Origin of the sequence: Trichococcus paludicola, from assembly GCF_003052295.1 — a bacterium.
Lineage (GTDB): Bacteria > Bacillota > Bacilli > Lactobacillales > Aerococcaceae > Trichococcus > Trichococcus paludicola.
Map to the genome: position 1 here is coordinate 305,456 of NZ_QBLC01000002.1, position 16,391 is coordinate 321,846.

Consider the following 16,391-nt stretch of genomic DNA (forward strand, 5'->3'; position numbering starts at 1 on the left):
GACAGGCAACAAGGAGGAATGAATGTGACTACTTTTCCGCAAACAGAAGGCAGACGCAAAATCATCGTAAACGAAGTGTTGAATGCCGTAACACATGGAATCGGAACCTTGCTAAGCATCGCAGGATGCGTCTTACTCATTTTGAAGGGGTCCCAATCAGGAAACGTTACAGAGGTCGTTGCTTATGCCATTTATGGTGCTTCGATGATTTTGCTTTTTCTGTCGTCGACGCTCTATCACAGTTTCAGTATGACCCGGTTTCAAAAAATTTTCCGCTACATCGATCACGCAGCCATATATTTGTTGATTGCAGGGACGTATACACCGTTTTGTTTGATTGCGGTCCGTAACGGCCAAAGCAGAGCCTTGTTCATTGCCGTTTGGGCAATCGCAATCATCGGCATTATCCTGAAGATCTTTTTCGTCGGAAAATTCAACGGAATTTCCACTCTCTTATACTTGGGTATGGGATGGATGGCGCTGTTCATCATTCAACCGATGTACCAGACACTCGGCCTGAACGGCATTGTGCTCATCGGTTTGGGCGGTTTGAGTTACAGTTTGGGGACTATTTTTTACTCGAACAAAAAATATGGCTTTATGCATGTCATTTGGCACCTCTTCGTTTTGGCAGGCGCCGCTTTCATGTACTTCGGCATCTTGTTGTACGTCTAAAAAATCAAAAAACACAAAAAGTGGGCTGACTCCAAAAACATTGGAGTCAGCCCTTTTTGCTTATTTCACTCGTTTGAACACTTTGAATTCATGTTCATAGCGGTTTTTGTCATCGACAACGCCTGCGGTTGACGAGGCTAATTCCCACTCGTTCCAGTCTGTTGTCGGAAAGTAAGTGTCCCCGTCAAAGTCGGCATGTATGACGGTCTGGTACAGGATATCCGCGAAAGGCAAGAACAGCTCAAAAATCTCGCTGCCGCCGATGATGAAAAGCGTGTCCTCTGCATTATTCAGCGCCAATACTTCTTTGACGTCATGCAGGACAGTAACGCCCGGATGAGTGTAGTCGGTTTGCCTCGTCAGTATGATGCTTTCCCTTTTCGGCAGCGGGCGTGACCCCATCCCCTCGAACGTTTTTCTGCCCATCACGATTTTGTGGTTCAGTGTTTTCTCTTTGAAATACTTCAGATCATTCGGCAGGTGCCAAGGCAACGTGCCGCCTTTTCCGATGATTCCGTTGTCGTCTTCAGCCCATAATAATGCGATCATCTCATGTTTTGCCGCGCAGCCGAGCCAACGCCCGGATCGATCAGGAACCTGTATGGATCCTGATGGCGGCAACCTCCTTTTCCTCAGTATGATGAAAATTTATACAGCGATTGGTGCTTTGATGCCTGGGTGACTCACGTAGCCTTCTAGGACGATATCTTCTTTTTCCATTTCAAAAATGGATTTCTCCGGATGCTTCAGCACAAGCTTCGGCAAAGCGAAAGGCTCCCTGGAAAGCTGCAGCTCAATCTGTTCGATATGATTCAGATAAAGATGGGCATCCCCGAATGTGTGGATGAATTCCCCGACTTCAAGACCCGTTTCATTTGCAATCAAATGCGTCAACAAGGCGTAGCTGGCTATGTTGAATGGCACCCCCAAAAAGATATCCGCGCTTCTTTGGTACAGTTGGCAGCTTAGTTTCCCATCCGTCACATAAAATTGGAACAGGGTGTGGCAAGGCGGCAACGCCATTGAAGGAACGTCTTCCGGATTCCAGGCCGAAACCATCAGCCTTCTCGAATCAGGGTTCGTCTTGATCATTTCGATGACATCGCTGATCTGATCGATGAATTCGCCTTGCGTCGTTTTCCAGCGGCGCCATTGGGACCCATAAATGTTGCCCAATTCGCCGTGTTTGGCTGCGAAGGCTGTATCCGTCAAAATCGCTTCCCGGAATTTGGCCATTTCGGCAGCATAGATTTCTTTGAAGCCTTCTTCCTTCAGGACCCTATGGCCGAAGTCTTCCATATCCGGCCCGGTGTAATCTGCTGATTTCACATAGCGCTCGAATGCCCACTCATCCCAGATGTGGTTGTTGTTTTCCAACAAGTATTTGATGTTCGTGTCGCCCTTAAGGAACCACAGCAGTTCGCTCTTGATGAGGCCGAAAGCGACTTTTTTGGTCGTCAGAATCGGGAAGCCTTCCGCCAGGTCGAAACGCATTTGATGGCCAAAGATGCTTTTCGTGCCGGTTCCGGTACGGTCGTGTTTCGTCGCGCCTGTTTCCAGGACGGTTCTTGCTAAATCCAAATATTGTTTTGTCATCTTTGTTCTCCTATGTACATTAATCTTTGGCGAATTGGCTGAGATATTCCCAGCGTTCCCATTTTTCGGCAAGCGCAGCTTCCGTGTTGTCCAGGTCCTGTTGCAATTGGGTCAAATTTTCAAAGTTCGAAGCATTTTCGGCCATCGCGCTCTGCAATGTCTGCCCTTTTTCCTCAAGTGCGGCAATGTCGTCCTCGATTGTTTCCCATTCCTTCTGCTCCAAGTAGGTCCATTTAGTCTTTTCCGTGACCGCATCCTGAGAGGCGACAGGTGCTGCTGCTTTTTTATTTTCCTGTTTAGCGGTTTCGCTGTCCTTTTGACTGGATACCAGCAAATATTCGCTCATGTCCCCAAAGAATACGCCCGGTTTGCCTTCATCGTTCAGGATCAACAGCTTGTCGGCCACTTTATCCAAGAAATAGCGGTCATGTGAAACGGTGATGACGGCTCCGCCGAAGCTGTTCAAGTAATCTTCCAATACCGTCAGCGTATCGATATCCAAGTCGTTCGTCGGCTCATCCATCAGCAGCACATTCGGTTTTGTCATCAGCAACTTCAACAAGTAAAGGCGGCGCTTTTCCCCTCCGGATAACGAACTGATTAGGCTGCCGTGCGTTTCGCGCGGGAAGAGAAACGTTTCCAGCATCTCCTTGACGCTGACAATGATGCCGTCGCTTAATTTCACCTCTTCCGCGATTTCCTGCAGATAGTTGATGACGCGCTTATCGTCAGGGAGCACTTCGGAAAGTTGTTTGTAATAGGCTATTTTGACGGTCTCTCCGATGATCAGATTCCCGCCGGCAATCTCTGTTTCGCCGGCCAACATATTCAGCAAGGTTGTCTTGCCTGCCCCATTCTTGCCGACGATGCCGATGCGATCGGTCGACTGGAATATATAGGAAAAATCGTTGAGGACTTGTTTGTCTCCCGCAAAAAGCGAAATATGTTCCAGATTGAAGACGCGTTTGCCCAAGCGGGACCCATCCAACTGGATTTCGAGCTTGGCATCGGTCGTGCTTTGTTGCGTGACCTTTTCCAAATCCTCAAATCGGTGGATCCGTGCCTGTTGCTTGGTCGTCCTCGCTTTGGCGCCCTTGCGCATCCATTGCAGTTCGCTCTTGTAGAGTTTCAGCTGCTTCTCGTCCATTTTTTGCTGGATGGCTTCGCGTTCGCTCTTTTGGAACAAATAGTCTTCGTAGTTTCCTGTATAGACTTCCACTCCGCCGTTCTTCAGTTCGATGATTTTCGTTACGGCATTCTCGAGGAAGTAGCGGTCATGGGTCACCAAAAGGACGGAGCCTTTGTATTGGGCAAGATAGTTTTCCAGCCAAGTGATCGAATCCATGTCAAGATGGTTGGTCGGTTCATCCAACAATAAAAGGTCCGGCGCTTGGATCAGCACCTGCGCCAAGCCGACGCGTTTCCGTTGTCCACCGGATAGCTCGCCTACTTTTTTCGTGATGTCATCCAAACCCAACCTGTTCAGGATGGATTTGATTTGAACTTCCGTTTGCCAAGCATTTTGCGTATTCATGTCTGCTTCGGCTTTGCTGTATCGGTTCTGATAATCCGTATTCAGACTGTCGTTCACCAGCAATTCCAAAGCTTCCTCGTAGGCGCGGACCGTCTTGATGATGGGCGCTTCGCCTTCATAGACCGCTTCAAAAACAGTCGATTCTTTGTTCAGTTGGGGTTCTTGAGCCAAGTAACCGACCCGATAATCGCTGGGCACGTCCAAGTTGCCGGCATCCGGTGTTTCGATTCCCGCAATGATCTCCAGCAAGGAACTCTTACCGGTTCCGTTCTGACCGATCAGGCCGATATGTTCGCCTTCACGAATCGTGAAGGATATTTTATTGAAGAGTGTCTTCATCCCGTAGGATTTTTCTAACTCGATGGCATTAAAATCTTTCATATGTCGCAATCATCCTTTGTTTTCAATCCATGTCGTTTTATGTTCAGGGATCTTGATAGTCTCTTGACATTGTAACATATCCGGCTGGGCTGCGGGACATTCAAGGCCCAAAAATCAAGCCCTATTTCAGAAGCGCTTTTCGTCAAAAAAATAGAGAGGTTTCCCACTCTATTTTTGCGTTTTTTATGAAATTAGAACAACCCGGTAACGATTCCGTCTTCGGTGACGTCCATGCGCAGAGCAGCCGGTTCTTTCGGCAGACCCGGCATGGTCAGGATATCCCCCGTCAACGCAACGACGAACCCGGCTCCGATTTTCGGAACAAAGGAGCGGATGGTGATGTCGAAGTTTTCCGGACGGCCGATCGCTTTCTGGTCATCTGACAAGGAATACTGTGTTTTTGCCATACATACAGGCAACCGATCCCAGCCATTCTTTTTGTACTGACGCAGTTGGTTTTTGGCTTCTTTAGAATAGATGACATTTTTGCCGCCATAGATTTTGGTGACAATCGTTTCGATTTTTTCTTCGATACTGCTGTCTTCCGCCACATAAAGCGGAACGAAAGCCTTTGTGTTTTCGTCTATTGCTTTAACGACGGCGTTCGCCAACGCTTCTCCGCCTTCAGCGCCTTTTGCCCACACCGCTGTCTGGATACATTCGACTTCCTGAGCCGCGCAAAGGCTGACGACTGCTTCGATTTCCGCTTCGGTGTCGTTCGTGAATTCATTCAGCGCCACAACGACAGGTACACCATATTGTTGCATGTTTTCGATGTGCTTCTGCAGATTAGCGAAGCCAGCTTTGACCGCTTCGACATTTTCGCCATTATTGAGGTCTTTCACCAACACGCCCCCGTGCATCTTCAACGAGCGCACGGTCGCCACGATCACGACTGCATCCGGGCTCTTGCCTAGTTGCGGTACTTTGATGTCCATGAACTTCTCAGCACCCAAGTCGGCTCCGAAACCGGCTTCCGTGATGACGTAATCGGCCAATTTCAAGGCTGTTTTGGTTGCCAATACGCTGTTGCAGCCGTGCGCGATATTGGCGAACGGTCCGCCATGCACAAATGCCGGCGTATGATACAACGTTTGGACGAGATTTGGCTCCAATGCATCCTTCATCAACAAGGTCAATGCGCCTTCCACTTTCAAGTCTCTGACAGTGACGGGCAGGCGATCAAACGTATAGCCGATAACAATATTGCCGATCCGGTTCTTCAGATCCGTCAACGAAGTCGATAAGCATAGGATTGCCATGATTTCGCTAGCTACAGTAATATCGAAGCCGTCCTGGCGGGGAACACCTTGGATCGGCCCGCCCAACCCGATGACGATGTTGCGTAAAGCGCGGTCATTGATGTCCAATACGCGCTTCCAGGTGATCCGGCGTTGATCGATGTTCAAGGCATTTCCTTGTTGGATATGGTTATCGATCAAAGCTGATAAGGTATTGTTCGTCGCCGTGATGGCATGCATATCGCCAGTGAAATGCAGGTTGATGTCCTGCATCGGTTGCACTTGCGCATAACCGCCGCCCGCCGCTCCGCCTTTGACGCCCATCGTCGGCCCTAATGAAGGTTCGCGCATCGCGATCATCGCTTTCTTGCCGATACGCGTCAGCGCATCTCCCAAGCCGACTGTTACGGTTGATTTGCCTTCGCCAGCCGGGGTAGGATTGATGGCGGTGACAAGGATCAACTTGCCGTCTGCTTCTTCACTCAAGGAATTGATTTTCTTGATGTCCACTTTTGCCTTGTATTTTCCGTACAGTTTCAGATCATCTTCTGTTAGGGAAAGGGTTGCCGCTACTTCTTTGATCGGAAGCATCTCATTTGCTTGAGCTATCTCGATATCCGTCTTCAAAACCATCACTCCAAATTCTTCATGTTTACATACATTTTAGCACATAGACCTGAAGAAAGAACGTGTTTTATGGCCGTTTGATTGATAAAACTGCTTACATTTACCGCAAATCAAAAAATTCCAGAAAAGGAATTCAAGATGAAATCCCTTTCTGGAATATAGCTTATTGACGGATCAGGTAATCGAATGCGCCCAAAGCGGCAGTCGCTCCGGCACCCATCGAGATGATGATTTGTTTGTAAGCACTGTTTGTGCAATCTCCGGCAGCGAATACGCCTTCCAGATTGGTTGAACCATGGTTGTCGACGATGACTTCGCCACGTTCATTCAACGCAACGCCGGAATCCTTCAACCAAGCCGTGTTCGGAACCAAGCCAATCTGAACGAAGACACCTTCAAGTGCGACGGTGTGCTCTTCATTCGTAGCGCGGTCCACGTAGGAGATGGCTTCCACTTGCTCGGTCCCGGTGATCGCTTTCGTTGCCACATTCGTTATAACTGTGACGTTCTTCAAAGCATGGACACGGTCCTGCAATACTTGATCAGCTTTCAATTCGGGCAAGAACTCCAGCACATATACGTGTTTCGCCAAACCGGCCAAATCGATCGCCGCTTCTATGCCGGAATTGCCGCCGCCGATGACAGCGACGTCTTTGCCTGCAAACAACGGACCGTCGCAATGCGGACAGTTGGTCACGCCTTTCGTGCGGAACTCTTCCTCACCGGGAACGTTGACATTGCGCCAATGCGCGCCGACTGTAAGAATAGCGGTCTTGGCTTTGAGCACTGCCCCGTTTTCCAGCTCGACTTCGATCAGGTCGTTTTTGCGGATACTTTTCGCGCGTTGGCCTTTCATGATGTCGACCTTGTACTGATTCACATGTGCCTCCACTTGCGCCATCAGCTTTGGTCCTTCCGTGTAAGGCGTCCCGATCATGTTTTCGATGCCGACAGTATCCATGACTTGTCCGCCGTAGGTCTCGACGACCATGCCGGTGTTGATGCCTTTTCGGGCAGCATAGATGGCCGCACTGTTGCCTGCGGGGCCTCCGCCTACAACCAGGACGTCAAAGATATCCTTATCGGAGAACTCATCCGCACTTGTCGGACCGGCAGCCTTATCGATCAATTGCTCGATCGTCATGCGGCCGCTGGCAAACTCATCCCCATTAAGGAAAACAGTCGGGACAGCCATGATTTTCTTCGCTTCGATTTCATCCTTGAACATCCCGCCCTCGATCATAACGTGGGAGATTTTCGGGTTCAGCACCGACATGATGTTCAATGCTTGGACAACATCCGGGCAGTTATGACAAGTCAAGCTGACATAGGTCTCGAAATGGAGCTCCTTGTCGATCGCTTTGATGCGCTTGATGATGCTGTCATCCACTTTAGGGGCTCTTCCGCCCACCTGCAGCAAAGCCAGGATAAACGAAGTGAACTCATGGCCCAACGGAAGACCGGCAAACGTAATGCCGCTTTCCGTTTCCGGACGAGTGATCGTAAAACTGGGCGTACGGGTCAAGGTTGCCTTTTCGAAGGTGATCTTCTCGGACATACCGGCGATTTCCTGCAAAAATTCGCTGACTTTGCTGGAATTTTCATCCTCGCCCAGACTGGCTTTGAAAACCACATCCGATTCCAACAGTTCCAGATATTGGCCGAGTTGCCCTTTAATTTCTGTATCTAATGCCATGGGAAGCCTCCTTAAATTTTACCTACCAAGTCCAAGCTAGGTTTCAACGTTTCCGCGCCTTCTTTCCATTTCGCGGGGCAAACTTCGCCTGGATGGGTGCGGACATATTGGCCTGCACGGACTTTGTCGATCAAACCGCTTGCGTCACGGCCGATGCCGTCAGCATTGATTTCCACTGCCTGCACGATGCCGTCCGGGTCGATGATGAACGTTCCGCGTTGAGCCAAGCCTTCTTCATCCAAGACATCAAATCCAATCGAAATCGCATGCGATGGATCCCCAATCATGGTGTATTCGATTTTCCCGATGGCTGGTGAATGGTCGTGCCATGCTTTATGCGTGAAGTGCGTGTCGGTCGATACGGAATAAACCTCTACGCCCAAGCCTTGCAAAGTTGCGTATTGGTCTTGAAGATCTTCCAATTCAGTCGGGCAAACGAAAGTGAAGTCCGCAGGGTAAAAACAGACGATGTTCCATTTTCCTTTCAGGTCTTCCGATGAAACTTCAATAAATTCACCTTTGTGATAAGCATTCGCTTTAAATTCCACTATTTCTTTTCCGATTAATGACATTTCAATTCCTCCAATTAGAATAATTATTTTAGAATAATCCCTATCAATAACTATATAGAATCCGTCATAAACGGTCAAGTTTTAACACCTGGGAACTATAATTATTTTTTCATTTTTGAAAGGAGCGGACTTTATCTTCCGGAAACCTTTAGATATTAAGTTAATCCCCATTCAGCGTCCTGCCAATAATCTTGCTGTGATTCATCTCGATGTAACCATGAGAACAAGTTCAGAATAACCATCAGTAAAAACGATATATTTAAAGTGCGTTTCATTCTCATTTATACTTCCCCATTCTCATTTAAAAAGAAGAACGAGGCAAAGTAACATCATTAAGTCGCACTCCTCAGAATTTCTGGTGATAAATTCACACTTGACTTGTAGTTCACTTCAACCAATATACTGAAGCCAAGAAGGGAGATGATTGTTATGCCTGATTTATCAATTACCGAAATAAGTGAAAAGTATAATATTAGAGCAGCAACCATTCGTTATTATGAACGCGTTGGTCTTTTGCCTCCGGTACCAAGGCAAAAGAATGGAAATCGATATTACGACGATGAAATTCAAGAATGGATCGAAATGATTATTTGTTTACGCCATTCAGAGATTCCTATCGAAGTATTATATGATTATGCTGAAATGGTCCGCCAAGGTGATGACACTTTAGAAACTCGCAAAGAACTTCTAAAAGAACAGGAGCTGCTATTAGTAAAAAAACAAGAAGATTTACAGCGCTCAATTGACAGACTCCGGCACAAAATTTCTTTATATGAAACTGGGATTATAAAGAAGGGAAAAAGTTATTTTGAAGAATATAACGTTGCTGAAGAAATCATACAAAAAAGAAACAACAGCAATAATTAGAGGAGCAAAAAAATTGAAAACTATTGTTTTAGTATTCCACCCAAATATTAATGAATCTAAAGTTAATAAAAAATTAGCCAAGGCTGTTGAAAAATTGGATGACGTTTTAGTCCGTTATTTATATGACATATACTCAGATGGGCAAATAAATGTTACGAAAGAACAAGAATTTTTGGAAGAAGCAGATCGGATCGTATTGCAATTCCCTGTGTATTGGTATAGTAGTCCTTCATTATTAAAACAGTGGCAGGATGATGTTTTATCCTATGGCTGGGCATTCGGTTCCAGTGGAAATAAACTACATGGGAAAGAGTTATTGCTCGTCGTATCCCCAGGCGCACCTGAAGATAACTATCAAAACAGTGGAGCCTTTAAATATACAATGAATGTTTTGTTGCGACCTTTTCAAGCCACAAGTAATCTAATTGGAACCAAATACATCAAGCCGTTTATAACTTACGGTGCTTCTTCAATCAGCACTGGAGATTTGGACAAACAAACAGAAAAATACCTTAATTATATTAGCAGAGTGGCTTTAGACCATTTAGACACTTTTGAATAAAGGATGTGACCCAATGTATCTTATCACTATTGCAATCAAAGAGAATATTTTTAAAGATGAATCAATTTCCGAGCAACAATTAATCGCACACAGAAATTGGTTTTCTGAGTATTATGACAAGGGAAAATTTTTGCTTATTGGTCCTTCTATTTCATTTGAAAAATCAGGCATCATAATAGCTCAAGCAGAAAATCGAGAAGAACTTGAAGATATTCTCAAAAAAGATAGCTACTACCCTGACTTAGCAGAGTACCAAATAAATGAATTTACGGCTAATAAAATAGCAGAGAATTTTAATTGGTACCAAGGAAATTAAGGAGGAAATTTTATTACTAATTTACTGAAAAATTTAAATATGCCTAAAATAGCTCTTGGAACTTGGGCATGGGGTTCAGGTGCAGCAGGTGGTGATCAAGTATTCGGAAATTATTTTGATGAATCTGATTTGGAGCCCGTATTCAAGGCAGCTTTAAGCAGAGGATTAAATTTGTGGGACACAGCAGCAGTCTATGGAATGGGTGCTTCAGAACAAATTTTAGGAAATCTTTCCAAAAATGAAAATCGAAGTGCCCTTTTAATTTCTACAAAATTCACACCTCAAATCGCAGAAAAAACTTCAGAGGCAGCGAAACAGATGCTGAGTGGTAGTCTAGAAAGATTGCAGACAAGCTATGTAGATATATACTGGATTCACAATCCGGCAAATGTTGATAAATGGACACCTCAACTAATATCCTTGGTTGAGAGCGGAAAAGTAAAATATATTGGAGTTTCCAATCATAATTTAGCTGAAATTCAACAAGCCCAAGCTATCTTGAATAAGCACAATCTAAAAATTTCAGCCGTTCAAAATCACTTAAGCCTTCTGAATCGTTCATCAGAAACATCTGGAATAATCGACTATTGCAAAGAAAACGATATTACTTTTTTCTCTTACATGGTCTTAGAACAAGGAGCTCTTTCTGGAAAATATACTACAAAAACACCATTTCCAGAACATAGTGAACGCGCAAAAATATATAATGATAATTTAGAATCATTAGAAGAACTAATTAGTACTATACAAGGAGTTGCTTCTGTTCATGATGCAACCGTTTCTGAAATTGCTGCAGCTTGGGCAATATCCAAAGGAACAGTTCCAATTATCGGTGTTACTAAAGTGAATCATGTAGACGACGCATTTAAAGCAAGTCAAATTTCATTGACTGAAAACGAAATCAGAACTTTAGAAAACGCTGCTGATAATTCAGGTATTATAATTGTACGAGAATGGGAAAAAGAGATGAACTAACTATTAACTAAAGGATAATGGTATTATTCTATATGTATACCATTATCCTTTTATTTGAATTTGTAAGGGGTACAGTATGAATAAAAGGATAGATGTATTTGCGCAGGTTCTTCCACACAATTTTCAAAAAATTCATCATTGTTCTCTTTAATCAGATAGTAGCCTAAACAAAAAAACTCCCTACCAAATCCAACGCTTTTTTTCGGCGGTGGGACAAATGGTAGAGAGTTTTATTATTTTTTGCTATTTTTAATTCCTATAAACGATTGTGCGAGAAGATTTTTAATCCTCGTCCATCTTCAGAACGGCCATGAAGGCTTCTTGTGGAACTTCGACGGATCCGACTTGCTTCATGCGCTTCTTACCTTCTTTTTGTTTATCCAGTAATTTACGCTTACGGGAAATATCCCCGCCGTAACATTTAGCCAGTACGTTTTTGCGCAAAGCTTTGATGGTAGTTCGAGCTAGGATCTTGTTGCCGATCGTTGCTTGGATCGGAACTTCGAACTGTTGGCGTGGAATCAATCCGCGCAGTTTTTCTGTGATTATTTTTCCGCGCGCATAGGCGAAATCGCGATGCACGATCAAACTCAAGGCATCGACGGCTTCCCCGTTCAAGAGGATATCCATCTTGACCAGTTTGCTTGGGCGGTAGCCGATCAATTCATAATCAAGGGAAGCGTAACCCTTCGTGCTTGATTTTAATCTGTCGAAGAAATCAAAGATGATTTCTGACAGGGGCATTTCATAGACGACATTGACGCGGAAATCATCCAAATAATCCATCGTAATGAAATTGCCGCGTTTCTTCTGAGCGATATCCATGACGGCACCGACATAATCATTCGGCACCATTATGCTTGCTTTGACATACGGTTCTTCGATGCTTTCGATGGTTGTCGCATCGGGCATTTCCGAAGGGTTGTCGATTTCCAAAAATTCGCCATCGGTTTTGTTGACGCGATAAATAACAGATGGAGCCGTCGTGATGATATCCAAATCGAATTCGCGTTCGATCCGTTCCTGGATGACGTCCATGTGCAGCATGCCCAAAAATCCGGTACGGAAACCGAAGCCGAGTGCTTGCGAAGATTCCGCCTCAAACTGCAAGGACGCATCGTTCAATTGAAGTTTTTCCAAAGCTTCGCGCAAGTCATTGAAGTCCGATGCATCAACTGGGTAAATACCACAGTATACCATCGGGTTCATTTTGCGGTAGCCGGCCAAAGCTTCGCTGGCAGGATTGTTCGCCAACGTAACCGTGTCGCCGACCTGTGTATCTTGGATCGTTTTGATGCCAGCAGTCAAATAGCCGACGTCCCCGACCATCAAAAAGTCGCGTTTGATCGGTTTCGGAGAGAAAATCCCTACTTCGATGACTTCATACTCTTTGCCGTTAGCCATGAATCTGATCATGTCGCCTGGGCGGACAACGCCATTTTTGATCCGGATATTCAGTACGACTCCCCGGTATGGGTCATAGATCGAGTCAAAAACCAAGGCTTGCAAAGGTGCTTCCAGATCACCTTCCGGAGCCGGGATTTTTGCGACGATCTGTTCCAGCAGCTCAGGGATGCCCAAGCCGATTTTCGCGCTCGCCAAAACCGCATCGCTGGCATCGATCCCGATGACATCCTCAACCTCAGCCCTGACGCGTTCAGGATCTGCGGCAGGCAAATCGATCTTGTTGATGACAGGCACAATTTCCAGGTTGTTGTCCAAAGCCAAATAAACGTTGGCGAGGGTCTGGGCTTCGACCCCTTGCGCCGCATCCACTACCAGAATGGCCCCTTCGCAGGCTGCCAAACTGCGGGATACTTCATACGTAAAGTCGACGTGTCCCGGTGTGTCGATCAGATGGAAGATGTAATCTTCTCCGTCTTCGGCCCTGTAAGTCAATTCGACGGCGTTTAGTTTTATGGTGATGCCTCGTTCTCTCTCGAGGTCCATGGAATCCAATAATTGTGCTTGCATGTCACGATCGGCGACTGTATCAGTCATTTGGAGGATTCTATCCGCCAATGTAGATTTCCCATGGTCAATATGGGCAATGATGGAAAAATTTCTGATCCTCTTTTGTCGTTGCTTCATCTCTTCTAAGTTCATTATCGTTGCTCACTTTCTCTGACGTCCATTCGTTCACTTGGAAATTATACCAATCTAAAGCCTTTCTGACAAGATGCCGCCTCAGATTAGCAAGCCTTTCTCGCTTTTGTTTGGCTGATAAGCGGAAAAAAGAATCCGGAGGCTTCCCACCGGATTCTTTCCTATTGAAACTTAAAAAGCATCAATGATATTTTGCAATGCTTGGATGGATTCATCAGGCAGCGGCATACTCGGATGGGCAGCATTGAATTCTTCCAAGAAATCTTCCCGCAGCTGCATGCGTCTTCTCACCAACTTCGTATAGTCTTTGTCTTCAAAATCGGGATTGAAGCCTTCCACCGGCAGATAGCTGAGATGCGGTGCAGCACCGAATGGCACGAATGATGCTGTCCCTTCAACGACACTTTCGATGACGCCTAAAGACACTTCCTTCGGTATTTTTTTACCCATGAAAAATCCAGTATTGATGATGTAGCAGTCGACATCTTCGTGAGCCAACAATTCTTTGAAGCCGGCATAATCCTCAACCAACGGATAGACCCGGAACGGATTTGCGAATGGTTCGATGACCAGTGTATCGGTCGACTCGCCTTTCTTCAGCGTTTCCGCAGTCGTGCGTTTCGTAGCCAACGTCGTGCCGAATGTTGCCGCCAAGACCGCTTCGTCCACTTTGACCAAAGGCGGCAAGGCATCGTCCTTCATGATCCAGTAGACAGCATTGATCGGCTCTTCGAACTTATCCACGCGGTTCGGAGTGGAATAACGTGATTTTACCGTACGTCCGTTGCCGTTGCGGATATCCTCGGTGACCAGCACAATTTTGCCGTCATGATCCTTCGTCACGCCAACATTCTGGACAGTCACGAAATAGTTCTGTTCAGGATGATCAGCGGGGTAATCCTGGGTCTTATCGTAATAGGAAGGTTCCAAAGCGATGGAGGAGCCATCCGTCAAATCGATCAGGAAGGCATCATCATGCAGCACTTTGACTTCATATTTGTTGTCGTGCTTCGAATGGGTCAGAGTCGATTTGCCCGACCCCGAAAGCCCGAAGAAGGAAGCGACATAGGAACCGCCATCATGCAAGCGGAAGTGTTTTTGTCCGCCATGGCAAGCAACGTAGCCATTGCGATGACCCGTTCCCCAAGCCAGCGTCAGTGTGCCTTTTTTAAACTCTCCGAAATATTGCATTCCAAGGATGCAGGCCACGTTTTTATCAGGCTCGAACACAGCCACACCCAGCGGATAATCCGGATGGCGCCAGTCGGGATCCGTATAGATGTAAATGTCGCCTTCGTTGTATGCTTTCGAATGGGCATACATTTCCTGATATTCCGGGCTGTCCCACTGGAAGTTCAATAGCCAGGAGTAAAGATTGTTTTCGTTTCCTTCGGGAAAAGCGATATGCGCCTTGATGATGAAATCTTTATCCAAACCTACATACCCTGTCGCTTTATAATAATGGCGCAGTCTGTTCTGATAAATGACATCCATGATGATGGCTTGAAGTTTTTCGTCCTCTTCCTTGTTCTCTCCGATGATCCGTTTGGCGCGGGCAGTACGGCCGATGATTCTGCCGCCGTTTTCGACAAGTATCTTGGCATCTTCCGGCAATCCCAATTCTTTTGCATGGAGCACAGGCAAGTCGGTCACGACCACACCTTCAGCGTTCAGTGCGAGTTCATAGGCTTCCGTCATGTCCGTGACTTCCTGCATGTTTTTGCCATAAAAAGCTGTTTCGACCGTTGTCCGGAATTTCGTAAGTAAAGGGTTGGACTTCTTTAATTCGGATCTATTGAACGATTCTATAGTAGCCATTTACGTCACCTCTTTTATTTGATAATTCCATTATAATCCTATTTTTGTAAAATGTAACCCCTTACATCCCGGAATTAGCGAATATTTATTCTTTTTCTATAAAAAAAGTGTTGTTTATCCTCATGTTCGTTACAAAAACTCTAACAGAATAGTCCAGGGACAAAAAAAGAACCGGTGCTTGGCTGTTTCCAACACACCGGTTCTTTTGGCTTATTTATTTTTTATTTTTGAAGGCGTCCTTCACTTTATCAAAAAAATTGGCGTCATCTTCCACCAACGTATCGCCGCCTGCTGCTGCGAATGCGCGGATTGCCTCTCTTTGCTTCTCGCTAAGGTTCTTCGGTGTGACGACAGTAACTTTGACGTGCTGATCACCGTTTCCGGTTCCACGCAAGCGTGGCGCCCCTTTGCCTTTCAGACGGAAATTCGTGCCCGTTTGTGTCCCGGCAGGAATCTTCAACTTAACTTTGCCATGCACAGTCGGCACTTCAATCTCATCACCCAAAGCTGCTTGGGCGAAGCTGATCGGAAGCGTGTAATGGATCTCGGTCCCTTCGCGATCGAAAATATCGCTTGGTTCCACTTGGAAAACGACATAGAGGTCACCATACGGGCCGCCATTGCTGCCGACTTCGCCTTGGCCGTTCAAGCGCATCTGTTGTCCATCGTCGACACCTGGAGGGATTGTCACTGCCACAGAGTGATCAGTTTCGACATGCCCACGTCCGTAACACGTAGTACATTTATCCGTGATTTCCTTACCTGTTCCGCTGCAGACATCACAGACTGCTTGCGTCATTACGCGGCCAAAAGGCGTATTCCTTTCGACACCGACAGCTCCTGAACCATGACATTTCGAACACGTTTTCGGTTGCGTGCCCGGTTTTGCGCCGGAACCACTACAGGTTTTACATTCTTCATCACGTTTGTAACGGATGGTTTCTTTCTTCCCGAAAATCGCTTCTTCAAATGTGAGGTGGATACGGTACTGTAGATCAGAGCCTTGACGGGGGGCATTCGGATTTCTGCCGCGACCACCGCCTCCGCCTCCGAAAAAGGAATCAAAGATATCTTCAAAACCGCCCGAGAAGCCGCCGAAGCCACCGCCACCATAACCGCCGCCTGCGCCAAAATTGGGATCGGTGCTGGCATGGCCGTATTGGTCATAGGCTGCGCGTTTGTTGCCGTCGCTCAAGACTTCATACGCCTCTGCAAGCTCCTTGAATTTGTCTTCTGCGCCCGCTTCTTTGTTGATATCCGGGTGGAACTTCTTGGAAAGTTTCCGGTAAGCTTTTTTTATCTCATCGTCTGTGGCATCCTTCGACACACCCAAGACATCGTAATAATCTCTTTTCGCCATTGTTTCGCCTCCATTGATTGGCTTCATCTGAACATTTTGTCTCTATACAGTGAGAGAAGCCAATG

14 protein-coding genes are annotated in these 16,391 nt (G+C 46.2%); 5 read left to right on the plus strand and 9 right to left on the minus strand.

The window, feature by feature from the left end; all coding sequences use genetic code 11:
- The first annotated feature begins 24 nt into the window (after positions 1–24).
- On the plus strand, positions 25–675 hold the full coding sequence (trhA, locus tag C7R56_RS04225; protein ID WP_234402575.1) for a PAQR family membrane homeostasis protein TrhA: 651 nt from the start codon (positions 25–27) through the stop codon (positions 673–675).
- 60 nt (positions 676–735) lie between these two features.
- Here the strand turns inward: trhA and C7R56_RS04230 are convergent, their stop codons facing one another.
- From C7R56_RS04230 to ahpC, 6 genes are all read right to left on the minus strand, one after another.
- Complete coding sequence (locus C7R56_RS04230; protein ID WP_107995458.1) at positions 736–1,224, minus strand: dihydrofolate reductase; 489 nt, start codon at positions 1,222–1,224, stop codon at positions 736–738.
- Between the two features lie 99 nt (positions 1,225–1,323).
- Positions 1,324–2,271, minus strand: a complete 948-nt coding sequence (locus C7R56_RS04235) for a thymidylate synthase (RefSeq protein WP_107995333.1) — start codon at positions 2,269–2,271, stop codon at positions 1,324–1,326.
- Positions 2,272–2,290: 19 nt separating this feature from the next.
- Positions 2,291–4,186: an ABC-F family ATP-binding cassette domain-containing protein gene (locus tag C7R56_RS04240; protein ID WP_107995334.1), complete on the minus strand. Its 1,896-nt coding sequence runs from the start codon at positions 4,184–4,186 to the stop codon at positions 2,291–2,293.
- A 191-nt stretch (positions 4,187–4,377) separates the two neighbouring features.
- Positions 4,378–6,054 carry a formate--tetrahydrofolate ligase gene (locus C7R56_RS04245; protein ID WP_107995459.1) on the minus strand — a complete coding sequence of 559 codons (1,677 nt, stop codon included), beginning with the start codon at positions 6,052–6,054 and terminating at the stop codon, positions 4,378–4,380.
- Positions 6,055–6,217: 163 nt separating this feature from the next.
- Entirely contained in the window at positions 6,218–7,750 is a 1,533-nt protein-coding gene (ahpF, locus tag C7R56_RS04250; protein WP_107995335.1) for an alkyl hydroperoxide reductase subunit F, read from the minus strand.
- A gap of 11 nt (positions 7,751–7,761) precedes the next feature.
- Positions 7,762–8,322, minus strand: a complete 561-nt coding sequence (ahpC, locus tag C7R56_RS04255) for an alkyl hydroperoxide reductase subunit C (RefSeq protein ID WP_107995336.1) — start codon at positions 8,320–8,322, stop codon at positions 7,762–7,764.
- Positions 8,323–8,751: 429 nt separating this feature from the next.
- On the opposite strand from ahpC, the gene C7R56_RS04260 reads away from it, so the two are divergent.
- The 4 genes from C7R56_RS04260 to C7R56_RS04275 are packed head-to-tail and all read left to right on the plus strand — an operon-like array spanning position 8,752 to position 11,042.
- Positions 8,752–9,189 (plus strand): MerR family transcriptional regulator, encoded by a 438-nt coding sequence (locus C7R56_RS04260; protein WP_107995337.1) that lies wholly within the window; start codon positions 8,752–8,754, stop codon positions 9,187–9,189.
- A 13-nt stretch (positions 9,190–9,202) separates the two neighbouring features.
- Positions 9,203–9,751, plus strand: coding sequence for an NAD(P)H-dependent oxidoreductase (locus tag C7R56_RS04265; RefSeq protein ID WP_107995338.1), 549 nt, complete (start codon positions 9,203–9,205; stop codon positions 9,749–9,751).
- A gap of 13 nt (positions 9,752–9,764) precedes the next feature.
- The gene (locus C7R56_RS04270) at positions 9,765–10,067 is read left to right on the plus strand and encodes a YciI family protein (RefSeq protein WP_107995339.1); all 303 of its coding nucleotides are present in this window, start codon (positions 9,765–9,767) and stop codon (positions 10,065–10,067) included.
- A gap of 39 nt (positions 10,068–10,106) precedes the next feature.
- Entirely contained in the window at positions 10,107–11,042 is a 936-nt protein-coding gene (locus C7R56_RS04275; protein ID WP_107995340.1) for an aldo/keto reductase, read from the plus strand.
- A gap of 282 nt (positions 11,043–11,324) precedes the next feature.
- On the opposite strand, the gene lepA is transcribed toward C7R56_RS04275, so the two are convergent.
- The 3 genes from lepA to dnaJ all read right to left on the minus strand — a co-directional run bounded on the left by lepA (position 11,325) and on the right by dnaJ (position 16,326).
- Positions 11,325–13,148: a translation elongation factor 4 gene (gene lepA, locus C7R56_RS04280; protein ID WP_107995341.1), complete on the minus strand. Its 1,824-nt coding sequence runs from the start codon at positions 13,146–13,148 to the stop codon at positions 11,325–11,327.
- Between the two features lie 171 nt (positions 13,149–13,319).
- Positions 13,320–14,966 (minus strand): phosphoenolpyruvate carboxykinase (ATP), encoded by a 1,647-nt coding sequence (locus C7R56_RS04285; RefSeq protein WP_107995342.1) that lies wholly within the window; start codon positions 14,964–14,966, stop codon positions 13,320–13,322.
- Between the two features lie 214 nt (positions 14,967–15,180).
- A complete protein-coding gene (gene dnaJ, locus C7R56_RS04290; RefSeq protein WP_107995343.1) occupies positions 15,181–16,326 on the minus strand; it encodes a molecular chaperone DnaJ in 1,146 nt (381 codons plus the stop codon).
- Between the last annotated feature and the right edge of the window lie 65 nt (positions 16,327–16,391).

What these genes read in the sequence shown, in the direction of transcription:
- dnaJ (WP_107995343.1), bottom strand. Translation starts at nt 16,326, where the DNA reads ATGGCGAAAAGAGATTATTACGATGTCTTGGGTGTGTCGAAGGATGCC.
- ahpC (WP_107995336.1), bottom strand. Translation starts at nt 8,322, where the DNA reads ATGTCATTAATCGGAAAAGAAATAGTGGAATTTAAAGCGAATGCTTAT.
- C7R56_RS04275 (WP_107995340.1), top strand. Translation starts at nt 10,107, where the DNA reads ATGCCTAAAATAGCTCTTGGAACTTGGGCATGGGGTTCAGGTGCAGCA.
- C7R56_RS04285 (WP_107995342.1), bottom strand. Translation starts at nt 14,966, where the DNA reads ATGGCTACTATAGAATCGTTCAATAGATCCGAATTAAAGAAGTCCAAC.
- C7R56_RS04240 (WP_107995334.1), bottom strand. Translation starts at nt 4,186, where the DNA reads ATGAAAGATTTTAATGCCATCGAGTTAGAAAAATCCTACGGGATGAAG.
- C7R56_RS04260 (WP_107995337.1), top strand. Translation starts at nt 8,752, where the DNA reads ATGCCTGATTTATCAATTACCGAAATAAGTGAAAAGTATAATATTAGA.
- C7R56_RS04230 (WP_107995458.1), bottom strand. Translation starts at nt 1,224, where the DNA reads ATGATCGCATTATTATGGGCTGAAGACGACAACGGAATCATCGGAAAA.
- ahpF (WP_107995335.1), bottom strand. Translation starts at nt 7,750, where the DNA reads ATGGCATTAGATACAGAAATTAAAGGGCAACTCGGCCAATATCTGGAA.
- lepA (WP_107995341.1), bottom strand. Translation starts at nt 13,148, where the DNA reads ATGAACTTAGAAGAGATGAAGCAACGACAAAAGAGGATCAGAAATTTT.
- C7R56_RS04235 (WP_107995333.1), bottom strand. Translation starts at nt 2,271, where the DNA reads ATGACAAAACAATATTTGGATTTAGCAAGAACCGTCCTGGAAACAGGC.
- C7R56_RS04270 (WP_107995339.1), top strand. Translation starts at nt 9,765, where the DNA reads ATGTATCTTATCACTATTGCAATCAAAGAGAATATTTTTAAAGATGAA.